The following is a 23,083-nucleotide window of genomic DNA, read 5'->3' on the forward strand; positions in this document are numbered from 1 at the left end:
AACCTCACTCCGAAGCAATTGCGGTGGGCGACGCCAGGCGCGTCAGACCGGTGAACCCGGCGGCGACCAGACTGCCGTCGGCAGCCTGCACGATGCTGGCGACCGGTTTGCCCAAGGGTTTGCCGTAAGGCTGTAGCGCTTGGCTGTCTGCAGTGGTGCGAAACATTGCCCCGCCCTGATTGACCAACAGCAACTGGCCGTCGGCGGTGCGGATCGCATCGCTGAAAGACACCGGCACCGGCACGGGAGCCGGAGCGAAGCTGGTGCCGGCGTCGGTGGAGATGAAAGCGTTGCCCTTCAGCCCGGCCGCCAGCAATGTGCCGTCCTCGCGCACTTGCAGGGCGAAGAAGCTTCCGCTGTAAGGGCTGTCGAGCGCGGCGAAAGATTGTCCGCCGTCATCGGATCGAGCCAGATACCCTTGCTCGCCGGCGATAAACCAACGCTGACCTTGCTCGGCAATGGCATACAGATGCGCGCCCATCGGGTTGTCGATACCGCCCATCAACGAGTGCCAACTGACGCCACCGTCAGCGGTTGCAAAGGCCAGGCCGTAGGCGCCGACGATCAAGCCGTGGCGGGCGTCAGTGAACCTGAGTGCAAGAAACGGTTTGTCGGCGCCTTCGTTGACCATGCGTTCAGCGGTCTGCACGCGCGCCGCCGCTGCGTCAGCGTCTGCCGCACCTGACGATTGCTCGCGTGCGGCGTGCAATTCGAGTTGCGCCGCGCGGTTGCCGTCAAGTTGCAGGCTCCAGTTTTCGCCACCGTCACGGGACATCAGCACGGCGCCGGCATGACCGACTGCCCAACCGGTATTCGCATCGACAAACTGCACCGCGGTGAGCGTCACGGAAACCGGCACTTGGGCCTGACGCCAATTGCTGCCGTTGTCATCGGAAAGCAAAACGATGCCGCGCTCGCCGACCGCGACCAAGCGTGCGCCGGCTCGCGCCAGATCCAGCAATACCGCTTGCCGGGCCTGTGGCGCGGGCATCGCCGGGGTGTTCAATACAGCGCCGACAGCAGCGGCGTGGGCCTGGCTCATGGGTAGCACCCACGGCATCGCCAGCCCTACCAGCACACGCCCGGCCAACTGACAGATTCTGTTCATACCGACCTCGAAACCACCTGTGAAACCGGATCGCGACGTGCGCCGCGACCCGGCCCGATTCAACGAACCCCGGCACCCGCCATCGCCGCAGGCGAGAATTCCGAAGCCTTGTAGCGATCGACCACGCCGTATTGCTCGGGCAGGCCGGTGTAGACGTTCTGGATAAACCAGGCGCCGGACGTCAGGTCATAGAAACCCGAGGACAGCTGCGCCTGCGCCGGCAGATCCGGCAGCACGGCCGGCAGTGACCACAGGGTTTTGGCCAGTTGGCCGTTGGCGTCCCAGCGATCGCCGAGCATTGCTTGCCAGGTGTCTTCGTCGAGGTAATAGCGGCCCTTCGGCAATTGGTGACGCTTGCCCGGTGCCAGTTCGGCGTCGACCACCCAGACGCGATGCAGCTCCCAGCGCACGTAATCGGGGTTCATGTGATGCGCGGAAAACAGGTCTTCGGGCTTGTTGGCGGTGAGGACTTTGTTGGCGTTGTACGGGATGTACATTTCCTGCTTGCCGACCAGTTTCCAGTTGAAGCGATCCATGCGCCCTTGAAACACGCTCAATTCATCGAACGACATCACCCCGGCGGTGGCCGGTGTCGGCGTGTCGCAGCAGGCGTTCGGCAACTTGCGCACGCGGCGCTGTCCGGTCAGGTAAACGTGAGCCTGCGACTTGTCGCCGTTGATGTTGGTGCGGCCCATGATCTGTTCACCGGCGCGCAGCGGCGGGCCGACGTTGAGCAAGCGGAACAGCCAGTAATCACCGGCGAACGTCTCGGGCGAACCGTCCTGGTAGTAATACGGCATGTCCTGAATCGCCTGGCCGTCAGTGGTCATCACCGATTTGCCGTCAGCGGTCATCAGGTAATGGCGGAAGTGCATGGCCAGCGACGTGCCGCGCCAGTTCAGCACATGGTTCCACATGGCCTCGGCGCCGTTGCGCGGGATCGGAAACGGGATGCCGCCGAACGCGCCTTCCGGGACTGGCCCGGCGCTGCTGTCAACCAGCTTCGCACGGGTGGCGTTTTTCAGGGTGTTGTCGTACACCCACTGCGGCGCGGCGGCCGAACGCCGGGTCGGATACACGTCGATGCGGTAGCTGTCCGGGAAACGTTTGAACATTTCCTTGGTGCCGTCGCTGAGTTTGCCAGCGTACTGCGCGAGATTTTTCGAGGTAATGCTGAACAGCGGTTTGTCTGCCGCGAAGGGGTCGCTGCGCTTGCCGCCCGGTTTGTACGCTGGATCAACCTTGGTGTAACCGCCCTGCCAGGCCGGAATGCTGCCGTCGGCATTGCCGGCGCGCTCGGCGCCCATCGGCGTCAGCGTCGTTGACAGTTTCGCCGCTTCTTCGGCCGTGGCTGCGGTCGCGCCCTGGCTCAGGACGGTCAGTGTTCCGAGCAGTGCAAAGCACAACGCCTTGAGCCGTGGCGTGCGGTTGTGGGAATCAAAAGTCATGCGCAAGTCCTCTTAAAACGTGGTCTTGACGGAAAAGGCCAGGTAATCCCGATCCTTCAGCGATTGCTTGTAATTGAACTGGCTGAGGCCATTGAGATTGGTGTCCTCGGCGCCGTAGTAATGCGTGTAGGTCAGGCCGGCAGTGACTCGGTCGAGGTAGGTGGCGGTGATGCCGATGTTGAAGTCGCCGCCGTTGTCCGGGCCGAACGAGCTGACCACCGCCGATTTGCCCAAGGGGAAGTAGCTGACGCCCACCGGAATGCTGATATCGACGCCGGAGAAGAACTGGCGATAGGTCGGCGTGTACACCAGTTTGAAACCGAGGCCGTCGTCGGTGGCGTTGGGGTCGAGCGCGGCGCGGTTTTTGGTCACGCTGAGCAAGCGGTTCCACGCGACTTCACCGACCAGCCCGGATTCGCGGGCGAGAAAGTTGGGGCCGAACGAGGCGATCACGTTGAGGTTGATGTGCGCGGTGCGACCGACCGCGTACAACGCGTCGTCATCGTTGTCGGCGACCATCCCCGGCAATACCGTTTGGCCGTTGGACACCAGCGGCATGTTCCAGCGCATCGACGCTTCGCCGGCGAAGCTGTACTCCTCCATCGTCGTGGAGAAGCTGGCGCCAAGGGCGCGGATGTCTTCCGGGTAGACCCAGTAGTACTCGCCGATCTGCCCGGTGCTGAAGTTCGGCGCGCCGGCCGAAGGTTTCAGGTAAAGCTTGGGCGTCTTGTCGTGGTACTGGATCGCGTAGAGGCCGTAATCGACGCTCTCGGCGCTGTACTTCAATTGCAACCCGCCCTGCCCCGAACTGCGTGCTTCCTTATCATTGCCATGGAAGAACGCCGCCGGGCTCGCCGGGTTGCCGCCGAGAAACGCCGGGAACGGCGCGCCGACGATCAAGCGCTCGTTGCCTTCGCCGATGGTGTCGCTGGTGGAAAAATAACTGCCGGCCGCTGGCAGCCGCGTCTCTTCCCAATCCAGTTGGTAGTAGCCGCCGAGCGAGACGTCGTCGGTTAACTGGAAAGTACCCGAGAGTTGATTGACCGGACGGGTGATTTCCTTGAACTGGGTGTTCGGCACCGATTGCGCCTTGACCACATCGACCGGGGCCATGCCGCCCGCAATGCCGTTGGCGCCGAAGAACAGGCTTTCGCCCCAGATCAACCCGTGGCGGCCGGCGCGCACCGAAGTGGCCCGCTCGGCCAGTTCACCGTTCCAGTAAACGAAGGCATCAAGGATTTCACCATCACCGCCATGCAGATGACGGGTATCATCGGTGAACTCGTTGTAGCCCACCGAACGCGCGTTGGCACGGGACGGATCGTTGTTGTCGTTGTCGTCCTGGTATTCGCTGTCATACCAACCCGCGCCGCTCAAGCGCGCGCCGAATTCCCGGTACGACAGGTCCAGCTCGGAAAGGATGTCGGTCCGACTGGAAATCAGGCCTTTCTTGAACGCACGATCACCATCGTCCTGATTGAGCGCGACCTGGCCTTTGGTCAATTTGCTGCTCGGATTTTGCGTGCGCCACGCGGCGCTGTACTTGACCGTGTTATCCCAGCGCAACTTGAAATCCGGATTACCGGTGTCGATATCAAACGCCTGGGCCGCCTGGCTGCACAGCACCAGCACGGCGGCGACGCTCAAACCAAAGGGTGCAGACGAGCAGACCCGGCGACGCGCGAGCGCCGCAGTCGTAGAACTAACCATCGCGTTAACCTCTTGTTTTTATAGTGGTAACTGCTGTGGATCAGTCGGCAGTGAGCGCTTAGATAGGCTCCGCCGTGCGCGCGAGCATTTGCTTGACCAGACCGATGCGATCGAAGCTGCGGTCGTGCTGCATCTCCTTGTCGCCGGCGAGCACCGAGCTTTCGCTGATGTATTTGCAGCGCTCGAAACGCCGCGCCATGAAGCGCTGCAATTGCGCCTCGACACTGCTGGCGGCAGATGTATCGCGGGTGAGCTCTTCGCTCAACACGATTGCGTCCTCGATGGCCATGCCGGCGCCCTGCCCCAAATGTGGCGTAGTGGCGTGGGCCGCGTCGCCGATCAGCAGCACGCGACCGCGATGCCACGGCTCATCGACGAACACCACTTCCATCGGCTTGTAGACGACTTGGCGGCTGTCGGTAATTTGCTCACGCAGTTCGCCAATCAGGCCGGTGAAACCTTGCAAGCGTTGGCGCATCTGCGGTGCGAGATCGGCGGGGTCCATCCATGGGTTGGACGGCTCGTGGGAGGTCAGGAACATGTACATCAAATCACCGGCCAGCGGCACCAGCCCGGCGTTGCCTTCGGCGCTTTGATAGTTGGCCAGGTGATCGATCTGCGGTGCGCGGGGGAAGTTGTAGCGCCACACCGATTGCCCGGTAAAACGCGGGGTGTAGGTATCGCCGAAAACCAGGCTGCGCACTTTCGAGAACAGACCGTCGGCACCGACCACCAGGTCGTAGACACCTTGGCTGCCGTCAGTAAACAGCACATCGACTTGCTGGCCGTTGTCGTCCAGCGTTTCGACGCTCAGGCCCAGCCGCACTTTTGCGCCAAGGCTGAGGGCGGTTTCGCTGAGCACCTTGTGCAGGGCCAGACGCGAAATGCCGACGTTGGCCGGATACTGCGGACCGGCCAGACGCTGCCCCGGAATGCGCGCCAGTTGCTGCCCGCCCGGGCCGTAAATGGCCACGTCTTCAAAGGCGTACGCAGCATCAAGATAGCCGTCGAGTACGCCAAGTTTGGCCATCTCGCGGACGACGTTGCTCTGTTGAATAATCCCGACGCCATAGACTGTCCATTCGGACTTGAGCTCGATCAGCTCGACCTCGATACCTTTACGCCGCAAGGCGATGGCCGCACACAAGCCGCCGATACCACCGCCCACGATCAGAACGTTGCTCACTGCACTCATGGTGTTCTCTCTTTTTATTCTTGTGATCGAAGCAGCGTCGGGCACTGCGTCGTTAGGTGAAGCTTCCCGGCAAAGCAGGGATTTGACTAATCGCGAGTAAGGATGCGATGTATCGCCGTACGCGATACCTCGATTTATCCGGGCAGCGGCACCGGTTGCGGCAACTGCACCAGCAACCAGCCGTCCTGCGCCCGCCACGGCAGCGCCTGCAACGATTGCCCGAGACACGGGCCGTAGACGCATTCGCCGGTAGCCGGGAGAAACTGCGCGCCATGGGCGTAACAGACGATCAACTGCGCATCGGCGGACAGAAAACGATCCTTGCGATACTCCAGGCGCACGTCCAGATGCGGGCAGGAATTGCGATAAATCCGCACCTCACCGCCATGGCGCAGGGCAAACAGACTGTCGCGGCCCTGCTGCAACGGATCGAATCCACGCGCCTGCCCTTCGGCCAGTTCATCCAGCCGGCACAGCGGCCACTCGCGTTCACTCATTTCCCGACTCAACCCAGCTTCGGTGGCGGGCCGCCGGGTGCCCATTTTTCCTTGCTGGTAAACAGGAACAGCTGCGAGTTGTCCGCCGACAGCGGCGCGCGCCGGGCTTCCCAAGCGTCATCGTGCTTGTCCATGTCGGCGTCGTATTCGATGTGGCAGCCCAGCGGACTGTTGAAGTACCAGAACCAGTTCGAACCAAACAGGTGACGGCCCGGCCCCCAGAAACTGGTCCAGCCCTTCTGCTCGAAACGGGTGCCGGCCAGCAGCACTTCGGTGCCGCTACCCATGTGAAAGGTGAAGTGTTCGCAGCCTTTCATGTGCGGCGGCGTCTGGATCATGAACAGGCAATGGTGGTCGTCAGAGCCGGCCGGACGCATGAACGGTCCGGCGCCGATAAACGTGTCGGTGGTGCGGAAACCCAGGCGCTGCGCATAGAACGCCTCGGCTTTGGCCGCATCGGGAACGAAATACACCACGTGCGACAAAGTGCGCGGAATCGCTTGCATGTCGAGGGTGATGCCGGGCTGGTTGAGTGGCCGTTGCGGAGCATGGCCGGCGGCGTTGCTCAGGTCATCCGGGGCGTTGTAGGGCTTGCGCACGGTGACTTGGAAAGCAATCGCAAACCCCATGTCGTCAACACTGTGCAGCACACCGTGTTGATCGCGGCGCACCGGACGGTCACGGGCGAGTTCATCTTCGATGGCATCCAGATCGCTGCTCGCAGCAACGCCGTAAACGGTTTCACGAATCGACGGTGCCGGGCCGATTGGCGCGGGTAAATCAGGATCGTCGGCGCGACGGATGATTACCGCGGTGCCGTCCAGTGCTTCGAAACGCCCGCCCTCGTTAGTGACGTTGACCGGCGTCAGGCCGTAGTCGCGCAGGCAATCGGTGCAGGCTTGGATGTCATCGACGCCAAAGATCAGGGCATCAAGGCCAATGATGTTCATGGCTTACCACTCCATTGAAATTATGATCCGGTAACCGCTGCCGCGAGCGCCGTGCAGGCGTCGGGTCAGGCTGGAAACCGGTGGTGGTGTCGGCGGCTGTAGGCCGACTGCGGCGAAGATTGGCGCAAGGGTCGGCAGCTGACTAATCGCGAGTCAGGATGCGACCTATCGGCAAACGCGATACCTGCGACGAAGGTTGACGCGCAGATGGATTCGTTCGAATGTATTGCCAAAATAAATACAACAAACGGATCCTGCCCATGCGTTTCAACCACCTGGACCTGAACCTGCTGGTGGCGCTCGATGTGTTGCTCGAAGAGCAGAACATCACCCGCGCTGCCGAACGCCTGCACATGACCCAGTCCGCCACCAGCGGCGTGCTTGGGCGCTTGCGCACCTATTTCGAGGACGAATTGCTGGTGCAGGTCGGGCGCAAAATGCAGCCCACGCCGTATGCCACGGAACTGGCAAAACCCGTGCGTGAGGTGTTGTTGACGATTCAGTCTTCGATTACTGCCAAACCGGTGTTCGACCCCGCGACCAGCAAGCGGCACTTTCGTCTGGTGACCTCGGACTACCTGATCAGCGTGCTCTTCGCGCAGGTCATCCAGAGCATTCATCAGCAAGCGCCGAACATCACTTTCGAGATGCTCGGGCCGAGCGACAACTCCGGGGAATTGCTCGTTCGCGGCGAAGTCGACCTCATGATCGTGCCCGAGCGTTACATCATTGACGGCCATCCTTCGCGCCTGTTGTTCGAAGAAGAACACGTCTGCGTGGTGTGGCAAGGCAACACGCAAATCGGCGCTAGCCTGACGCTTGAGCAGTACATGGAAATGGGCCATGTCTCGGTGGGTTTCGGGCGCACGCGGCACATGAGCATCGAAGAATGGTTCATGAATCAGTACGGTTTCAATCGCCGTCTGGAGGTGATCACCAGCGACTTCAATACTTTGCCGCAACTGATCGTCGGCACGCAGCGCATCGCCACGATGCACCAGCGCCTGGCCAATCTCTATGCGGACTATTTGCCGCTGCGCATCCTGCCGCCGCCGGTAAAAATCCCGGTCATGCGCGAGTACATGCTGTGGCATCGCAGCGTCGACGGAGACCCGATGCACCGCTGGTTGCGTGAACGCATCAGCGAGTCCATCCAGCATTTGCAGCACGCGCCCATCGGCTCCCGCGATACCTCGTATCCGCCGTCACGATTGGCCAATTAGTCGGGTGATCCTTAACGTGCCTGGTGAATGCCAAGGCAACCACAAGGACAACAATAATCATGTTCCGCTACTTCCCGACCAATTACGTTTGGAATCTTTCTGTCGACCTGGCCATCGAAATGGGCGCCCGCATGGGTGAGATCGAGGAGATGTGCGCGCCGTTGCAAGAAGCCGCCAAACAGCCGGACGCCGCCGGTACCAAGGCCTTCCGCGAGACCTGGGCGAAAATGGCCGACAAGCTCTGCGGCCTCGCCGAGGAAGATGAAGGCAATGGCCGAATGCTGTCTGCCGGCGAAAAATACAACCGCGCCGCGACCTATTACCTCACCTGCGAACGCCTGCAAGCCCACGGCGCGGCGGGTCGCACCGAGCTGTATCAACGCTTTCTGCAGACGTTCAAGCGTGGCATCGAACTGTCGCGGGAGAACTGCGAGCGCGTTGAAATCCCCTATGAAGGCAAGCATCTTTCGGGACTGCTGGTGCGCGCCGAAGGTGTCGAGGGGCCGGCGCCGATTCTGGTGCAGGTCAACGGCCTCGATTCGACCAAGGAAATGAAATATCGCGTGGGCTTGCCGGCGTGGTTGGCGAAACGTGGCATTTCGTCACTGATCGTCGACCAGCCGGGCACCGGTGAAGCGTTGCGTTTGCATGGTTTGACGGCGCGCTTCGACAGTGAGCACTGGGCCAGTCGTGTGGTGGATTGGCTGGAGACCCGTGATGACGTCGATGCAAAACGCATCGGCCTCGAAGGTGTGTCGCTGGGAGGTTACTACTGCCCGCGCGCGGTGGCGTTCGAACCGCGCTTCGCCTGCGGCGTAGTGTGGGGCGCGAACCACGACTGGCGCGATGTGCAGAAGCGTCGACTGGAAAAGGAAGGCAGCTTCCCGGTCCCGCATTACTGGGCGCACGTTTGCTGGGTCTGGGGCGCCAAGAATGTCGAAGAATTCATGGGCATCGCCGAAAACGTCCACCTCGACGGTGTGCTGGACCGGATCAAAGTGCCGTTCCTGGTGACGCACGGTGAACAGGACTCGCAAATTCCGTTGAAGTGGGCGCATCGCACTTATGAGCAACTGGTCAACAGCCCGAAATGCGAATTGAAAATCTTCACCGAACGCGAAGGCGGCGTGCAGCATTCGAGCTTCGACAACAGCATCAACGCCGGCCATTACATCGCCGACTGGGTGGCAGAAACCCTGAACGGCCGCACCGCGTAACGCGTCAAAGTCCCTTGCAGGAACTGACGATCGCAGCGAGGCTGCTTTCCAGGATCAAAAGATCGCAGCCTCGTTGCACTCGTCAGCTCCTACGAAAAACTCGCGTGGCCCCTGCGCAGCCATTGACCGCGTCAATACTCGCCCATCGATGCAATCTGCTGTTCGCGCCGCTCCCCTCGCCTTAGCCTCGCTTTGCATAACCACAACAAAGCGAAATCACCATGACTACCCTGCATCTGAAATGCCAGACCCTGTTTGACGGCACCGGTCTGCAGACCCGTCAGCAGCAAACCCTGGCCATCCAAAACGGTGTGTTTACCTACGTCGGCCCTACCGGCTCGGCGCCGCAACCCATCGCCGGCGATACGGTCATCGATGCCGGTGATCACTTTGTGATGCCAGGCCTGGTGGATGTGCATACCCACCTGGCGTTCGGCAATGCGCAGAGTGAAGAAGACATCGATATCTGGACCAGCGACGAGTTTCGTGCGCTGCGCGGCATGTTCTTCGCTCAGCATGTGCTCGCGGCGGGCGTGACCAGCATGGTTTGTCCCGGCGACAGCGGCCAGCTGAGCATCGCTGTGCGCAACGCCATCGGCGCCGGTTTGTTTGAAGGGCCGCGCATTGCCGCGAGCAGTCGGGTCATTACCAACCGCCAAAGCCTCAATGACTGGTTCCCGAGCCGCATGGGCGCGCCGGAGTTTTTCACCGCCCGCCTCGTCACCAGCCGCAGCGAAGCCCTGGCGGAAATCCGCAAGCAGGCGAAGGACGGCGTTGACCTGATCAAGATCGCCATGGACGGCACCCACCGGCGACCCGATGGCGAGATCATCGCCGCGTTTACCGCCGATGAAACCCGCGAAATGGTCGATGAAGCGCACCGTCTCGGCTGCAAAGTCGCCACCCACGCATACGGCCGCGAAGCCGTGCTCTACGCGGCTCAAGCAAAAGTTGATCTGGTTTTTCATGGCTTCTACATGGATGACGCCTGCATCGAAGCGTTGCTCGAGGCCGGCAGTATTCTGGCGCCGACGATGACGTTTCCGCAAAACACCGTGGATTTCTGCCAGCCGCATGATCCGGCAATCACCACCGGTTACGCAGGTTACTGCGCACGCACGCTGGACATCGGTTCGGCGGTGCTCAAACGCGCGAAAGCGGCTGGTGTGCCATTCGCCTGCGGCAGCGACAGCGGTTTCGCCGTGACGCCTTATGGGGAGTGGCATGCGCGCGAGCTCGAGTTGCTCGTCACCCGCCTCGGATTCACTCCGGCGCAAGCACTGCATGCCGCCACAGCGGTCGGCGCGCGCTGCATGCCGCGCGGTGAAACCCTGGGCACGCTGGAAGTCGGCAAGCAGGCGGATTTTCTGCTGCTTGATGGCTCGCCGCTGCACGACATTCGCATCCTCCAGGATCGCGCGCGCATCAAGGCCGTGTACAAGGCCGGGCAACCGGTGCGCCTGGAACGCAGCCCCTATAACCCAAAGCAAGTCTCGGATTTCAATTCACTGAAATGGACCGACCTGTACACCCGTGATCGCGTTTCGCAACTGGGCAAGTGGGCGCTGTGAGGACTATCGACATGCAACGCATCGACCTGAACACCGCGACGCTCATAGCCAGCCGCGCCATCGATATCGCCCGGCAAGCCGGATTCAAACCCATGGCCGCCGCCGTGCTCGACGCCGCGGGACATCCGCTCGCGGTGCTGCGTGATGAAGGCGCCAGTTATCTGCGCCCGCAAATCGCCACCGGCAAGGCCCGGGGCTGTCTGGGAATGGGTTTTGGCGGTCGCGAACTCGCGCGACGGGCGCAAGCGATGCCGGCATTTTTCGCCGCGATCAACAGCCTCAGCAGCGGCGAAGTGATTCCAGTGCCGGGCGGCGTGCTGATTCGCAATGCCGAGGGCGCGCTGCTCGGTGCCCTCGGGATCAGCGGCGACACCTCAGACAATGACGAACAGTGCGCCGTGCAAGCCATCGCTTACGCCGGCTTGCACGCCGACACGGGTGACGCGCCAACCGGCTGACCGAGCCGCGCAGCCTGCTCCAGCAGCAGGCTGCGAAACCACATGATCGCCGGATCGCGATCCTGATACGGATGCCATTGCAGCACTTGCACCGCCTCGGGAAACTTCAGCGGCGCGGGCAGAATGCGCAAATCAAAGCATTGAGCGAAGCGCTCGGCCTGACGGCGAAACACCGTGGCGATCCGCGGCGTGCCAATGATGAATTCGGGAATCAACGCAAAACTTTCCACCGACACCGCGACCTGCCGAGTGATACCGGCCTGCTGCAGATACTCGGCGTCCAGCGCCAGATTTCGCCCGTCGGCAAAGGCGCGCACCACATGCTCGGCTGCACCGTAAGCGGCAAGATCCAGACCCTGTGCAAATTGCGGCTGTTGCGCGCAAACGACGCAGCACAACGTGTCGCTGATCAATGGCACATGGGGATAAGCCGAATTCAGGCGCCGCTCGGGCACCACGGCGAAGTCGCTGCGCCGATAATCGAGCGCCTCACCGACCACATCGGCGTCGCGTGGCGCGGGCAGATCGCGCAGGCTCAGGCGCACGCCCGGCGCAATGCGCGCCAGTTCGCGACTGACCGCGGGCATCAATACGCCAATCACATAATCCGAGGCCACCAGCGTGAACTCCCGCGTGCAGGTCGCCGGATCGAAGTCCACGGGTGCGTCGACAATCTCCCGCGTCAGCGCCAATGCCTCGCGCACTTTCGGCAGCAGTTGCAGGCCGAGCGCGGTGGGCTCGAGACGACGGCCGACCGCGACCAGCAGTGGATCGTTGAAATGCTCGCGCAAGCGTCCAAGCGCCGAACTGGTTGCCGACTGCCCCAAGTGCAAACGCTCGGCCGCCCGGCTGACGCTGCACTCACTCAACAGGGCGTCCAGCGCCACCAAAAGGTTCAGATCGAGTCGTCGATATCGCATGGATCACTTCCTGAAAAAAGGATAGCTCGAGCGCAGTGGTGTTTAACAAGTCACAGTGAATCCCAGGCACCCTCGATCATGGCGGCGAAGATACACGACGACAATGCGATTTTACTCACACCGCCTGTCCGTATCGTGAAACCATGCAGCCGCGCCTTGAACTGATGCCCCTTGCCCTCGGTCGAACGACCACGGCGGCGGGTCAGTGCTTACTGCCTCTGTGCCTTGAAAGGATCAAGACACACGCCAAGATGCCTTCCTCTGACGCACGTCGAGCATCTCGCAACCTGGAGCAATCCTGTCCATTCCTCAGCGCGACACTACGTCCAGGAAGCACGTCCACATGAGTATCGAACAACGTAATAATGTGAAAGTCATGGGTAGCGGATCCGCCACCCTGATTTTTTCCCACGGCTTTGGTTGTGATCAGGCCATGTGGCGTTATCTCGTCGATCACTTCGCGGCGCAATTCAGAGTCGTGATTTATGACCTGGTCGGCGCCGGCCAATCCGATCTGCGCGCCTATGATCGCGAGAAGTATGCGTCCCTTAAGGGTTACGCTGCAGACCTCAATGAAATCATCGACCACTACGCAGTTGGCCCGGTGATTCTGGTCAGTCACTCCGTCAGCGCGATGATTGCCACCATCGCTGACCGACTCGTGCCCGACCGGATCGCAGCGCACGTCATGGTCGGGCCGTCGCCTTGCTACATCGACTCGGGCGACTACGTGGGCGGCTTCAAACTCGAGGATATTCATTCGCTACTCGAAACCCTTGAGAGCAATTACCTTGGCTGGTCGAGCACCATGGCCCCGATGATCATGGGCGACTCAGGCCAACCGGCGCAAAAGGAAGAACTCACCAACAGCTTCTGCCGCACCGACCCCGACATTGCCAAACAATTTGCCAGGGTGACGTTTCTGTCGGACAACCGTGACGACCTGATCGGTCTGACCACGCCGGTGCTGATCCTGCAGTCCACCGAAGACTTCATCGCGCCAGTCGAAGTCGGCGAGTACCTGCACAGCGTGCTGCCCAACAGCACGTTTTGCCTGGTGGACAACATCGGCCACTGCCCGCACATGAGCGCGCCGAGTGCCTGTTCCGAGGTGATGGACACTTATCTGTCGTCGTGGGTCGCCGTCGATGCCAGCTGAGCCACCGGCACTGCCCGATTGGCGGACCTTGCTCGACAGCGCGCCGTGCGGGTTGGTCACGACCAAAGAAGACGGGACGATTCTCTACAGCAATCAAATGCTCAGCGACTGGGTTGGCATTGAACGCGGCGCGTTGATCGGTCGCCGTTTCCAGGAGCTGCTGACGATTGGTGGACGCATTTTTCACCAAACGCACTGGGCGCCTCTGATGCGCATGCAAGGATCTGTGGCAGAGGTCAAGCTGGACCTGATGCAACAAGATCGGCGCGTTATCACCGTGCTGCTCAATGGCGTGCGGCGTGAGTACCCCACCGGCGTCATCTATGAACTGGCGCTGTTCAGCATCATTGACCGGGACAAATACGAGCGCGAACTGCTCAGTTCGCGAAAGACTGCAGAGAACCTGCTGCGGGAAAAGGTCGAAATCGAAGCCGCGCTCAGGCTCGCTCAGGCAGAACTGAATGACGCCTACGAAGGGGCTCAGCGCCGCGCCTCGTTTGCCGAACAGATGGTGACGATTGTCAGTCATGACCTGAAAAATCCGCTGACGGTGATTCGTTTGGCCTCCGATGCCTTGAATCGGGGCGAGCGCAACGCCAAAGAGGCGAAACTGCTGCATCACATCACTCACTCGGCGCACCGTGCCGAGCGCATGATCGTCGACCTGCTGGACCTGGCCCTGGTCAGAGCCGGCAAAGGCATTGCGCTGTCCAGATCATCGACCGATCTGCATCGGTTGGTCCTGCACAGCGTTGAAGAACTGCGCGTGACCTACCCCCATGTCACCCTCAATCATGAAAGCGCTGGAGTCGGTCATGCCTATCTGGATGGCGATCGAGTCCAACAGGTGATTGGCAATCTGGTGTCCAACGCTGTCGCTTACGGCGACTTGCAACAGCCGGTCACCGTTGCTTCGCTAATCGGCGACGATGAGATGGTGGTCTCGGTGAACAATTTCGGCGAGGTAATTGCCGCTGAATCCATGGCTGCACTGTTTGAACCGATGAACAGAGGCACGGATGTGGAGATTGGCGGGCGCAGTGTCGGGCTTGGGCTGTTTATCGTTCGTGAGATTGCGCGAGCCCACGGCGGTCGGGTGGCGGTGACGTCAGATCGAGCGACCGGTACGACCTTCAGCATCCATATCCCTGCCGCCGAATACCCTGTCGCCTAGAGTCATCAACGCTCTCGGGAATGAGTGACATCAATCGCGCGGGGCTCAGCAAAGAACCGACGCCCCCTGTAGGAGCTGCCGAAGGCTGCGATCTTTTGATTTTTGTTTTTAAAAGCAGATCAAAAGATCGCAGCCTTCGGCAGCTCCTACAGGGGTGATATCACAAGCGTTCGCAGAATCAGGCAAGCATTCAACAGGAATGCACTAGGGAACGGGCAGATCGACCGGGAGAATGTGTCGATCTGTTACCGGGAGCCAATGCCAATCGCATGAAACTCCGCGCCCTACCCCTTTACGTTTTTGCACCACAGGTATTGCCATGACTGTTCCATCTTCAGAAAAACGCGGCTGGAGTGCCGTGCTCGCCATGTCGTTGGCGGCATTCGCTCTGGTCGCTTCAGAATTCATGCCGGTCAGCCTGCTCACGCCGATTGCCGCCGACCTGCATATCACCGAAGGCCAGGCGGGCCAGGGTATTTCGGTGTCCGGCGCGTTTGCATTGATCACCAGCCTGGTCATTGCATCGGTTGCCGCTCGCGTCGAGCGCAAGAAATTGCTGCTGGGCCTGACCTTGCTGATGATTGTCTCAGGGACGGTCGTGGCGATCGCACCGGGTTATCCGTCCTTCATGCTCGGACGCGCCTTGATCGGCGTAGCCATCGGCGGTTTCTGGTCATTATCGGCGGCGACCGCAATGCGTCTGGTGCCGCCTGCAAAAGTCTCCCGGGCGATGGCCATCGTCAACGGCGGTAACGCATTGGCAACGGTGATTGCCGCTCCGGCGGGCAGTTTTCTCGGCTCGCTGATTGGCTGGCGCGGCGCGTTTTTCTGCGTGGTACCGGTCGCGGTGCTGGCTGCACTGTGGTTGCTGATCAGTCTTCCGTCGTTCAAACCTGAACGCAACGCGGGCAACAACAACGCCCTGCGCCTGATGCGCCAGCCAGCGGTGGCGCTGGGCATGGTCGCCGTCAGCGTATTTTTCATGGGGCAGTTCATGCTGTTTACCTACCTGCGGCCGTTTCTCGAAATCGTCACCGGGGTGAGTGTTTCGACCCTGTCGTTGATGCTGCTGGGGTTGGGCGTTGCCGGGTTTGTCGGCACCTTCCTGATCGAACGCTTCATGGGCAAAGGCCTTTATCGCACCCTGACGGTGATCCCGCTGATCATGGCCTGCATCGCGTTGGCGCTGGTCAACTTTGGCCAATCGCCGATGCTGACCGCCGTGTTGCTCGCCGGCTGGGGACTGGTCGCGACGGCCGCGCCGGTCGGCTGGTGGACATGGCTGGCGCAAACGCTGCCGGATGATGCCGAAGCCGGTGGCGGCATGCTCGTCGCCATCGTGCAACTGGCCATCGCCGGCGGCGCGGTGGTCGGCGGCCTGGCGTTCGATCTGAGCGGTTACAAAGCCACCTTCGAGCTGAGCGCCGGCGTGTTGGTTGTGGCCTCTGGCCTGGCGTGGCTGGCGGGACGCGGTGCAACTGAAGTGCATTTGAGCGAGTCGGGTGCGGCGGCTTGAGGCGATCCGATAGCCTGACTATTGCGCGGGGTTCGAAGCCGAATCGACCGCCTGCTATTGCATCACAACACCTCGAACAACCCCGCCGCGCCCATTCCACCGCCGACGCACATGGTCACAACGACGAACTTCACCCCGCGTCGTTTTCCTTCCAGCAACGCGTGCCCAACCATGCGCGCTCCGCTCATGCCGTAGGGATGCCCGATCGAGATAGCGCCGCCGTTGACGTTCAGCTTCGCCGGATCGATCCCAAGCCGCGACGCGCAGTACAGCACTTGGCAAGCGAACGCTTCGTTAAGCTCCCACAAGCCGATATCGTCGACCGTCAAACCGTGCTGACGCAGCAATTTGGGCACCGCCAACACCGGTCCGATGCCCATTTCTTCCGGCGCCAGCCCGGCGACCGCAATGCCGCGATAAAGTCCTAACGGCGCGCTTCGCAAACGCGCCGCCAAGCCACCTTCGAGCAATACGCACGCACTGGCGCCGTCAGACAATTGGCTGGCATTGCCGGCGGTGACACAGCCGCCTTCGATCACTGGCTTGAGGCCTTGCAGATCCGCCAAAACGGTAGCGGGCCGATTGCCCTCATCCTGGGTGAGCGTGACCTGCACGTGGCTGACCGCACCGTCCTCCGGGTTTACGATCTTCTTGCGTGCTGTGACCGCAACGATTTCATCGGCAAACAGGCCGGCGGTCTGGGCCGCCGCGGTGCGCTGCTGAGACTGCAACGCATAGGCGTCTTGCGCCTCGCGACTGATGCCGTAGCGCGCGGCCACTCGCTCGGCGGTTTGCAACATCGGCATGTAGGCATGCTCGTTCATGCGCAGCACAGCGGCGTCGTATGCCTCGCTCGCTAGGCGATTGTGAGTCGATTGCACAAGACTGATCTGCTCCTGACCGGCGCCGATGGTCACCTGCATGCCGTCCACGATGATTTGCTTGGCGGCGATGGCAACTGCCATGAGGCCTGATGCGCATTGGCGGTCGACGGTCTGCCCACTCACCGACACCGGCAGACCGGCCGCCAGCGCCGACAGACGCGCGGGGTTGATCGCTGCAGTGCCGCTTTGCATGGCCGTGCCCAGCACCAGGTCTTCAATCTGGTCCGGCTCGATGCCGGCACGTTCGACTGCTGCGCGAATGGCGATTGCCGTCATGCTGGGCGTCTTGAAATCATTGAACGCGCCGCGCATGGCCTTGGCAATCGGCGTGCGAGCGGTGGAAACAATCACAGCATCTTTCATGGTTCAAGATCCTAGGTCGTGGAAGCGGACAAGTTGCAGATCAGTTTCCCTAACGCCACGCGCAACCGTTCGGGAATCGGTACCGGGCAGCGTTCGATCCGATCGACAAAAACATGCACGAAACGCCCGGTGGCGCTGGCCAGTGGCTGCCCTTCGCGAAACACCGCAAGTTGATAATGCACGGAGCTGCGGCCCAATTTGCTTACCGCGAGTGCGACCTCGATGCGCTCTGGAAAAGCGACCGGAGCGTGGTAATCGCAGCTGGAGCTGACCACCAGCCCGATTACCGGACCGTCATGGATATCCAGCCCGCCCTCCCCGATCAATACGTTGTTCACGGCACTGTCAAAAAAACTGTAATAGACGACGTTGTTCACGTGCCCATACACATCGTTGTCGTGCCAACGGGTCGTGATCGAGGTGAAGTGTGAGTAGTTGGCGCGCTCTCGGATGTCGGTCATCAATAGGCCGCCTCATAGATTGCCAGCGCATCGGCTTCGCTGACGGCGCGCGGGTTGTTCACCAGCAGCCGCTGTTGTTGCATCGCATCTTTGGCCAGTTGGCCCAGGCTTTCTCTGGGCACGCCGGCATCGCGCAGCGTGTCCGGCAATCCGCAACGGGCGCCCACTTGCGCCAACTCGCAAACAAATTGCTCGCTGCGGCTCTCGCGATCGCCGGCCTGCAGTCTTGCTCCCAGCAAGGGCGAAGCCAGTTCGGCGTAGTCGGTCAACGCATCTGGCAGGTTGAAGCGCATTACATGAGGCAGCACCAGCGCATTCGCCAGGCCATGGGGAATGTGAAAATGTCCACCCAGCGGATACGCCAGCGCATGCACCGCCGCCACTGGCGCGTTGGCAAATGCCTGACCGGCGAGGCACGCCCCGAGCAGCATTGCCTGCCGCGCGGGTAGATTGCCGCCGTTGTATACAGCCTGATCAAGATTGTCAGCCAACAGCCGCAGCGCCTCTCGCGCCAACAGGCTCGACAGCGGATTACGCTTGAGTTTGCTGGTGTAGGCCTCGATCGCATGCACCATGGCATCGATGCCCGTGGCTGCCGTGACGGCCGGCGGCAGACCTAGCGTACAAACCGCGTCGAGGACGGCAAGATCCGGCAGCAGCAATGGCGAGACGATCCCCATTTTGGTGGTCTCACCGGTTGTCACAATCGCGATGGGTGTCACCTCCGAGCCGGTCCCGGCGGTGGTCGGCACCTGGATCAGCGGCAGGCGCGGCCCCTTGGCCTTGTCGATACCGTACAACTCGGTAATCGGCTGGCCGCATCCGGGATGTGCGAGCAGAGCGACCAGTTTGGCCACGTCCATGGAACTGCCACCGCCGAAGCCGACGATCATGTCGGCACCAATATGCCGTGCGCGGTCCACGGCGGCGAGCACACAGTTCTGGCTCGGATCCGCCGTCACGTCACTGAAGATCGCCAAACCAACTTTGGCGAGGGTGAAACCGGGCAAGACGTCATCAAGCATGCCAAGTCGGGCGATGCCGGGGTCGGTGATGATCAGGATGCGTCGCGCACCACGCTCGCGGCACAGGCTCGCGAGACGTTGCGCCGCGCCGCTTTCGCAAAGAATCTGCGCAGTTGTGGCAAAGCTGAAAGGCTGCATGTCAGCGACTCCCTGTTCTTGGTAATACGTCTGCGGTCAGCAACTGAAGTCACTCGCCGCCATCGCCATCAAGCAGCTCGCACCGCCCAGCAGCGCTTCCCGGTGCGCACTTGCACGGGGCAATACGCGGCGCCAGTAAAAGTCAGCGGTATGCAGCTTGGCCTGATAAAAAGCCTCATCGTCGGTACTTGCGGCCAGCGCTTCATGGGCGCGCACGGCTGCCTGCATCCATAAACCGGCCAGCAGGACGTAGGCCGAGTACGCGAGGAAATCCACGGAAACCGCGCCGATCTCCTGCGGATCGCGCTGGCAGGCCTCGATAACGCTAACGCTCAGCGCTCGCCATTCTTCGAGGCGCTGACTGATCGCTGCGGCCATTTCGTTCAATGATGGGTAAGCGCCGGCGGTGTCTGCGTGCTGTACCAATTCGTTGATCAGTGCGTGCAATTCGGCGCCGCCATCGCTGATCAATTTACGCCGGATCAGGTCCAGTGCCTGGATACCATTGGTGCCTTCATAGAGCTGGGTAATGCGACTGTCACGCATCAGTTGTTCCATGCCCCATTCGCGAATGTAGCCATGCCCGCCAAACAGTTGCACGCCGAGGCTGGCGACTTCCTGGCCGACATCGGTGAAAAACCCTTTGACGATAGGGATCAGAAGCGCGGCGCGGCGCATGGCGGCTCGACGAACGTCGGGGTCTGCTGCTGCGTGTTCCAGATCGAGTTGTCGCGCGGTATACGCACCCAACATCCGGCAACCTTCAGTGAGGGCCTTTTGGGTCAGCAACATGCGCCGCACATCGGGATGAACGATGATCGGGTCGGCAGCCTTTTCCGGCGCCACCGCGCCGGCCAGCGAACGCGACTGCAAACGTTCGCGGGCGTAAGCCAGGCCCCCTTGAAAAGCCGCTTCCGCAATGCCCAGGCCCTGCAAACCGACCTGGAATCGCGCGTCGTTCATCATGGTGAACATGCACGCCAGGCCTTGATTCGGCTCGCCGACCAACCAGCCCTGAGCACCGTCGAAATTCATGACGCAAGTCGAAGCACCCTTGATGCCCATCTTGTGCTCCAGGGCGCCGCAGCTCAGCGTGTTGCGCTGGCCGTCGGGGAGGATTTTGGGTACCAGAAACAGGCTGATGCCCTTCACGCCCACCGGTGCATCGGGAAGACGCGCGAGCACCAGATGAATAATGTTGTCGGTCAGATCGTGCTCACCGCCGCTGATGAAAATCTTGCTGCCATCGATGCGATAGCCACCATCGGCCTGGGGCTGCGCGCGGGTGCGCAGTAGCGCCAGGTCGGTGCCGGCCTGTGGCTCGGTCAGGCACATGGTGCCGGTCCATTCGCCGCTGACCATTTTGCCCAGCCAGGCATGCTTGAGGGCGTCACTGCCATGGCAATGCACGGCCAGCACCGCGCCTTCGGTCAGGCCGGAATAAATCCGGAACGACAGCGAGGCCGCCATCAGCATTTCATGCACGCAGGCCGAGACCATTTGCGGCAATCCCTGGCCACCGTACTCTGTCGGCCCGCTCATGCTTGCCCAACCATTGTCGACGTACTGGTGATAGGCATCGCGGAACCCGTCGGGCGTGCGGACGTCAGTGCCGATCATTTGACAGCCTTGCTCGTCGCTGTTGCGGTTGAGTGGTGCAATGACTTGGCCGGTAAAACGTCCGGCCTCTTCAAGAATGCCGTCAAGCGTGTCGCGGTCGAGCTCCACGCCCAGCTGTTCGCAGTGGCCCACTACGTCGAACAACTCGTGCAATACGAAACGCATATCGCGCAAAGGGGCTTGATAATTCATACCGCGCCCTCCACGACATCGGCGAAACGTTTGCCGCTGACCTTCAATCGCTGGAGCAGACCGGCTGCGCGCCAGTGCTCGCCGAACATGCCCTGCAAGTGTTCCAGCCCAGCGACCATCTGGCTTATGCCCTGCTCATCCGCCCAGTGCATAGGCCCTCCGGTTTGCGCCGGAAAACCATAGCCGTTGAGCCAGACCTGATCGATGTCATGGCTGCTGGCAGCAATGCCTTCTTCGAGAATTTTTGCCCCTTCATTGATCAGCGCGAGGAGACAGCGCTGCAGAATTTCCTGCGCGTCGATTTCACGGCGACGATAGCCCAGACCCTGAGACACCTCGAGCACCAGGTTATCTACCAGCGGATCATGCTCGGCCACGCGGCTACCTGCTGCATAGCGGTAATAACCCTGGCCGGTCTTCTGGCCGAGACGGCCGAGATCGCACAAGGCGTTGTCGATCCTGACCAAGGGATCATCCATGCCCTGCCCTGCCAATTGTCGGGCGCGCCATTCCAGATCAATGCCGACCACGTCATACATGCGGAACGGACCCATGGCAAAGCCGAATTGCTGCAACGCGTCGTCCACCTGCTGCGGCATCGCTCCTTCAAGGAGCAGTTTGCGCGCTTCGGCCACATAGCTGCGCAGCATCCGGTTGCCAATGAAACCGGGGCAGTTGCCCGCCACCACCGCCACCTTGCCAGCGCGCTGAGCAAGTAACAGCGCGGCGTCCAGCACGTCGCGGCTCGTGGCGTTGCCGCGGACGATTTCCAACAGTTTCATGATGTGGGCCGGGCTGAAAAAATGCAGACCCAGCACCTGTTGCGCACGTTTGGTCACTGCGGCGATGGCGTCGATGTCCAGTGCCGAGGTGTTGCTGGCCAGGATCGCCTGCGGCTTGAGGTGCGAATCCAGCGCGCGGAAGATTTCCTGCTTGAGCTCCAGGCTTTCATACACCGCTTCGATGACCAGATCCGCCTCAGCGAGGTCAGCGTAACTTTGCACAGGACGTACCCGCGCCAGATGGGCGTCTGCCTCCTCCTGAGTGATGCGCTGTTTGCCAACCTGCTGTGCCCAGGTCTGTTCAATCATGGTCAAGCCAGCATCCAATGTCGGGGCATTGCTTTCCAGCCATAGCACTGGGAATCCGGCGCTGGCCAGACTGACGACAATGCCTCGGCCCATGGTGCCGGCGCCGATCACGGCGACCTGCTGAATATCGAAAGGGGTGCTCACACGCGGCGCTCCTGCATCGGTAGGAAATAACAGCCGCCACCGTAAGCAGGCTTCCAGTATTTTTGAAATTTCATTTTCATATGCCATATATTTGCGGCATGAATATTTCAAATTTTGATCTGAATCTGCTGCGTATCTTCGACATGCTGTTGCGTGAGCAGAATGTTTCGCGCGCGGCCGAGCGTCTGGCGCTGACTCAGCCCACCGTCAGCAATGCCCTGGCGCGTTTGCGCGACGCATTGGACGATCCGCTGCTGGTGCGCGTTGGTCGCCGCATGTGTCCGACGCCTCGAGCGTTGGCCCTGGAAGGACCGATTCGCGCGGCGTTGCAGCAGATCGAACAAAGCCTGGCCACGGGCGATGCGTTCGACCCGGCACTCAGCCATCGACAGCTGCGGATCGCGCTCACCGACTATGTCGAACAGTTGTGCATGCCGTCATTGCTGGCCCGCTTGCAGACCCAGGCGCCGCACTTGCGCATCGATGTCGTCCACTTGACGGCGAGCCTGCCGGCGGAGGCGCTGGACCGTAGCGAACTGGACATGGTGCTGGGCCGTTTTGATCACGTACCGGCACGTTTTACCCGGCTGCGCTGGCGCAGCGAAACGTTGCGAGTGGCGATGCGTCAGGGGCATCCGCAGTCAGGCGCGGGCCTGGACCTGCAGAGTTTTCTGCAACTGCGCCACGTCTGGGTAAATGGTGGCCAGACGCGAGGCATGATTGATCAATGGCTGGCCGAACAGAATCTGGTGCGGCAGATCGTCTATACCACGCCCAATTACTTGCAGGCCGCGCACCTCGTGGCCGCTACCGACCTGTGCACGGTATTGCCGACCCAACTGGCGCAACAGTTCGCCAGGCTACTGCCTTTGGACTTGCTGGAACTGCCATTCGCATTGCCGCCCTTCGAGCTTGATCTGGTTTACCTGACGCATCGCCAACACGATCCTGCATTAGCCTGGCTGGCTGTACAGATCCTGGCGATTGCACCGGACTGAGCCATCAAAAAACACGATGGC

The 23,083-nt window shown here is 61.2% G+C and carries 20 protein-coding genes; 8 read left to right on the plus strand and 12 right to left on the minus strand.

Translation table 11 applies throughout. From position 1 onward, the window contains the following. Positions 1-4: 4 nt before the first annotated feature. The 6 genes from EL257_RS13870 to EL257_RS13895 form a co-directional block, all read right to left on the minus strand. A complete protein-coding gene (locus EL257_RS13870) occupies positions 5-1,108 on the minus strand; it encodes a WD40/YVTN/BNR-like repeat-containing protein (RefSeq protein WP_126363401.1) in 1,104 nt (367 codons plus the stop codon). Between the two features lie 59 nt (positions 1,109-1,167). After that, a complete protein-coding gene (locus tag EL257_RS13875; protein ID WP_126363403.1) occupies positions 1,168-2,556 on the minus strand; it encodes a DUF1329 domain-containing protein in 1,389 nt (462 codons plus the stop codon). Between the two features lie 12 nt (positions 2,557-2,568). Then, on the minus strand, positions 2,569-4,266 hold the full coding sequence (locus tag EL257_RS13880) for a DUF1302 domain-containing protein (RefSeq protein ID WP_126363405.1): 1,698 nt from the start codon (positions 4,264-4,266) through the stop codon (positions 2,569-2,571). Between the two features lie 58 nt (positions 4,267-4,324). Then, positions 4,325-5,461: an FAD-dependent oxidoreductase gene (locus tag EL257_RS13885; RefSeq protein WP_126363407.1), complete on the minus strand. Its 1,137-nt coding sequence runs from the start codon at positions 5,459-5,461 to the stop codon at positions 4,325-4,327. A gap of 134 nt (positions 5,462-5,595) precedes the next feature. Next, positions 5,596-5,958: a Rieske (2Fe-2S) protein gene (locus EL257_RS13890; protein ID WP_126363409.1), complete on the minus strand. Its 363-nt coding sequence runs from the start codon at positions 5,956-5,958 to the stop codon at positions 5,596-5,598. A gap of 8 nt (positions 5,959-5,966) precedes the next feature. Beyond that, on the minus strand, positions 5,967-6,908 hold the full coding sequence (locus tag EL257_RS13895) for a VOC family protein (RefSeq protein ID WP_126363412.1): 942 nt from the start codon (positions 6,906-6,908) through the stop codon (positions 5,967-5,969). A 260-nt stretch (positions 6,909-7,168) separates the two neighbouring features. On the opposite strand from EL257_RS13895, the gene EL257_RS13900 reads away from it, so the two are divergent. The 4 genes from EL257_RS13900 to EL257_RS13915 all read left to right on the plus strand — a co-directional run bounded on the left by EL257_RS13900 (position 7,169) and on the right by EL257_RS13915 (position 11,377). Continuing rightward, positions 7,169-8,131 carry a LysR substrate-binding domain-containing protein gene (locus EL257_RS13900; RefSeq protein WP_126363414.1) on the plus strand — a complete coding sequence of 321 codons (963 nt, stop codon included), beginning with the start codon at positions 7,169-7,171 and terminating at the stop codon, positions 8,129-8,131. Between the two features lie 59 nt (positions 8,132-8,190). Further along, positions 8,191-9,348: an alpha/beta hydrolase family protein gene (locus tag EL257_RS13905; RefSeq protein ID WP_126363417.1), complete on the plus strand. Its 1,158-nt coding sequence runs from the start codon at positions 8,191-8,193 to the stop codon at positions 9,346-9,348. A 221-nt stretch (positions 9,349-9,569) separates the two neighbouring features. Beyond that, positions 9,570-10,919, plus strand: a complete 1,350-nt coding sequence (locus EL257_RS13910; protein ID WP_126363419.1) for a metal-dependent hydrolase family protein — start codon at positions 9,570-9,572, stop codon at positions 10,917-10,919. Positions 10,920-10,930: 11 nt separating this feature from the next. Further along, positions 10,931-11,377: a GlcG/HbpS family heme-binding protein gene (locus EL257_RS13915; protein WP_126363421.1), complete on the plus strand. Its 447-nt coding sequence runs from the start codon at positions 10,931-10,933 to the stop codon at positions 11,375-11,377. Here the strand turns inward: EL257_RS13915 and EL257_RS13920 are convergent. Next, on the minus strand, positions 11,332-12,297 hold the full coding sequence (locus EL257_RS13920; protein ID WP_126363423.1) for a LysR family transcriptional regulator: 966 nt from the start codon (positions 12,295-12,297) through the stop codon (positions 11,332-11,334). The two genes, EL257_RS13915 and EL257_RS13920, sit on opposite strands and share 46 nt — an antisense overlap. A gap of 343 nt (positions 12,298-12,640) precedes the next feature. Between EL257_RS13920 and EL257_RS13925 the strand changes: the two genes are divergently transcribed. The 3 genes from EL257_RS13925 to EL257_RS13935 all read left to right on the plus strand — a co-directional run bounded on the left by EL257_RS13925 (position 12,641) and on the right by EL257_RS13935 (position 16,146). Then, a complete protein-coding gene (locus tag EL257_RS13925) occupies positions 12,641-13,456 on the plus strand; it encodes an alpha/beta fold hydrolase (RefSeq protein WP_126363425.1) in 816 nt (271 codons plus the stop codon). Beyond that, positions 13,446-14,630 carry a PAS domain-containing sensor histidine kinase gene (locus EL257_RS13930; protein WP_126363427.1) on the plus strand — a complete coding sequence of 395 codons (1,185 nt, stop codon included), beginning with the start codon at positions 13,446-13,448 and terminating at the stop codon, positions 14,628-14,630. Before EL257_RS13925 ends, EL257_RS13930 begins: the two co-directional genes overlap by 11 nt. Positions 14,631-14,949: 319 nt before the next feature. Continuing rightward, positions 14,950-16,146, plus strand: coding sequence for an MFS transporter (locus tag EL257_RS13935; RefSeq protein WP_126363429.1), 1,197 nt, complete (start codon positions 14,950-14,952; stop codon positions 16,144-16,146). A gap of 62 nt (positions 16,147-16,208) precedes the next feature. Here the strand turns inward: EL257_RS13935 and EL257_RS13940 are convergent, their stop codons facing one another. Genes EL257_RS13940 through EL257_RS13960 form a run of 5 tightly spaced genes read right to left on the minus strand, consistent with a single transcriptional unit; the run spans position 16,209 to position 22,064 of the window. After that, positions 16,209-17,393, minus strand: a complete 1,185-nt coding sequence (locus EL257_RS13940) for an acetyl-CoA C-acyltransferase (RefSeq protein WP_126363430.1) — start codon at positions 17,391-17,393, stop codon at positions 16,209-16,211. 11 nt (positions 17,394-17,404) lie between these two features. Next, positions 17,405-17,854, minus strand: coding sequence for an acyl-CoA thioesterase (locus EL257_RS13945; protein WP_126363432.1), 450 nt, complete (start codon positions 17,852-17,854; stop codon positions 17,405-17,407). Next, positions 17,854-19,017, minus strand: a complete 1,164-nt coding sequence (locus EL257_RS13950) for an iron-containing alcohol dehydrogenase (protein ID WP_126363434.1) — start codon at positions 19,015-19,017, stop codon at positions 17,854-17,856. The genes EL257_RS13945 and EL257_RS13950 overlap by 1 nt, the downstream gene beginning before the upstream one ends. A 36-nt stretch (positions 19,018-19,053) precedes the next feature. After that, positions 19,054-20,829, minus strand: coding sequence for an acyl-CoA dehydrogenase C-terminal domain-containing protein (locus EL257_RS13955; protein ID WP_126363436.1), 1,776 nt, complete (start codon positions 20,827-20,829; stop codon positions 19,054-19,056). Then, a complete protein-coding gene (locus EL257_RS13960; protein ID WP_126363438.1) occupies positions 20,826-22,064 on the minus strand; it encodes a 3-hydroxyacyl-CoA dehydrogenase in 1,239 nt (412 codons plus the stop codon). The genes EL257_RS13955 and EL257_RS13960 overlap by 4 nt, the downstream gene beginning before the upstream one ends. Positions 22,065-22,144: 80 nt before the next feature. Here EL257_RS13960 and EL257_RS13965 point away from each other — a divergent pair, with 80 nt between their 5' ends. Beyond that, positions 22,145-23,062 carry a LysR family transcriptional regulator gene (locus EL257_RS13965; protein WP_126363440.1) on the plus strand — a complete coding sequence of 306 codons (918 nt, stop codon included), beginning with the start codon at positions 22,145-22,147 and terminating at the stop codon, positions 23,060-23,062. Positions 23,063-23,083: the final 21 nt, after the last annotated feature.

It is taken from the genome of Pseudomonas fluorescens, from assembly GCF_900636825.1.
GTDB classification, from domain to species: Bacteria; Pseudomonadota; Gammaproteobacteria; order Pseudomonadales; family Pseudomonadaceae; genus Aquipseudomonas; species Aquipseudomonas fluorescens_BG.

Bases quoted from the DNA above. Each gene is read 5' to 3' on its own strand.
- EL257_RS13935 (WP_126363429.1), top strand. From the start codon at position 14,950: ATGACTGTTCCATCTTCAGAAAAACGCGGCTGGAGTGCCGTGCTCGCC.
- EL257_RS13920 (WP_126363423.1), bottom strand. From the start codon at position 12,297: ATGCGATATCGACGACTCGATCTGAACCTTTTGGTGGCGCTGGACGCC.
- EL257_RS13915 (WP_126363421.1), top strand. From the start codon at position 10,931: ATGCAACGCATCGACCTGAACACCGCGACGCTCATAGCCAGCCGCGCC.
- EL257_RS13955 (WP_126363436.1), bottom strand. From the start codon at position 20,829: ATGAATTATCAAGCCCCTTTGCGCGATATGCGTTTCGTATTGCACGAG.
- EL257_RS13930 (WP_126363427.1), top strand. From the start codon at position 13,446: ATGCCAGCTGAGCCACCGGCACTGCCCGATTGGCGGACCTTGCTCGAC.
- EL257_RS13900 (WP_126363414.1), top strand. From the start codon at position 7,169: ATGCGTTTCAACCACCTGGACCTGAACCTGCTGGTGGCGCTCGATGTG.
- EL257_RS13895 (WP_126363412.1), bottom strand. From the start codon at position 6,908: ATGAACATCATTGGCCTTGATGCCCTGATCTTTGGCGTCGATGACATC.
- EL257_RS13940 (WP_126363430.1), bottom strand. From the start codon at position 17,393: ATGAAAGATGCTGTGATTGTTTCCACCGCTCGCACGCCGATTGCCAAG.
- EL257_RS13875 (WP_126363403.1), bottom strand. From the start codon at position 2,556: ATGACTTTTGATTCCCACAACCGCACGCCACGGCTCAAGGCGTTGTGC.
- EL257_RS13880 (WP_126363405.1), bottom strand. From the start codon at position 4,266: ATGGTTAGTTCTACGACTGCGGCGCTCGCGCGTCGCCGGGTCTGCTCG.
- EL257_RS13890 (WP_126363409.1), bottom strand. From the start codon at position 5,958: ATGAGTGAACGCGAGTGGCCGCTGTGCCGGCTGGATGAACTGGCCGAA.
- EL257_RS13950 (WP_126363434.1), bottom strand. From the start codon at position 19,017: ATGCAGCCTTTCAGCTTTGCCACAACTGCGCAGATTCTTTGCGAAAGC.
- EL257_RS13945 (WP_126363432.1), bottom strand. From the start codon at position 17,854: ATGACCGACATCCGAGAGCGCGCCAACTACTCACACTTCACCTCGATC.
- EL257_RS13905 (WP_126363417.1), top strand. From the start codon at position 8,191: ATGTTCCGCTACTTCCCGACCAATTACGTTTGGAATCTTTCTGTCGAC.
- EL257_RS13910 (WP_126363419.1), top strand. From the start codon at position 9,570: ATGACTACCCTGCATCTGAAATGCCAGACCCTGTTTGACGGCACCGGT.
- EL257_RS13885 (WP_126363407.1), bottom strand. From the start codon at position 5,461: ATGAGTGCAGTGAGCAACGTTCTGATCGTGGGCGGTGGTATCGGCGGC.
- EL257_RS13925 (WP_126363425.1), top strand. From the start codon at position 12,641: ATGAGTATCGAACAACGTAATAATGTGAAAGTCATGGGTAGCGGATCC.
- EL257_RS13870 (WP_126363401.1), bottom strand. From the start codon at position 1,108: ATGAACAGAATCTGTCAGTTGGCCGGGCGTGTGCTGGTAGGGCTGGCG.
- EL257_RS13965 (WP_126363440.1), top strand. From the start codon at position 22,145: ATGCCATATATTTGCGGCATGAATATTTCAAATTTTGATCTGAATCTG.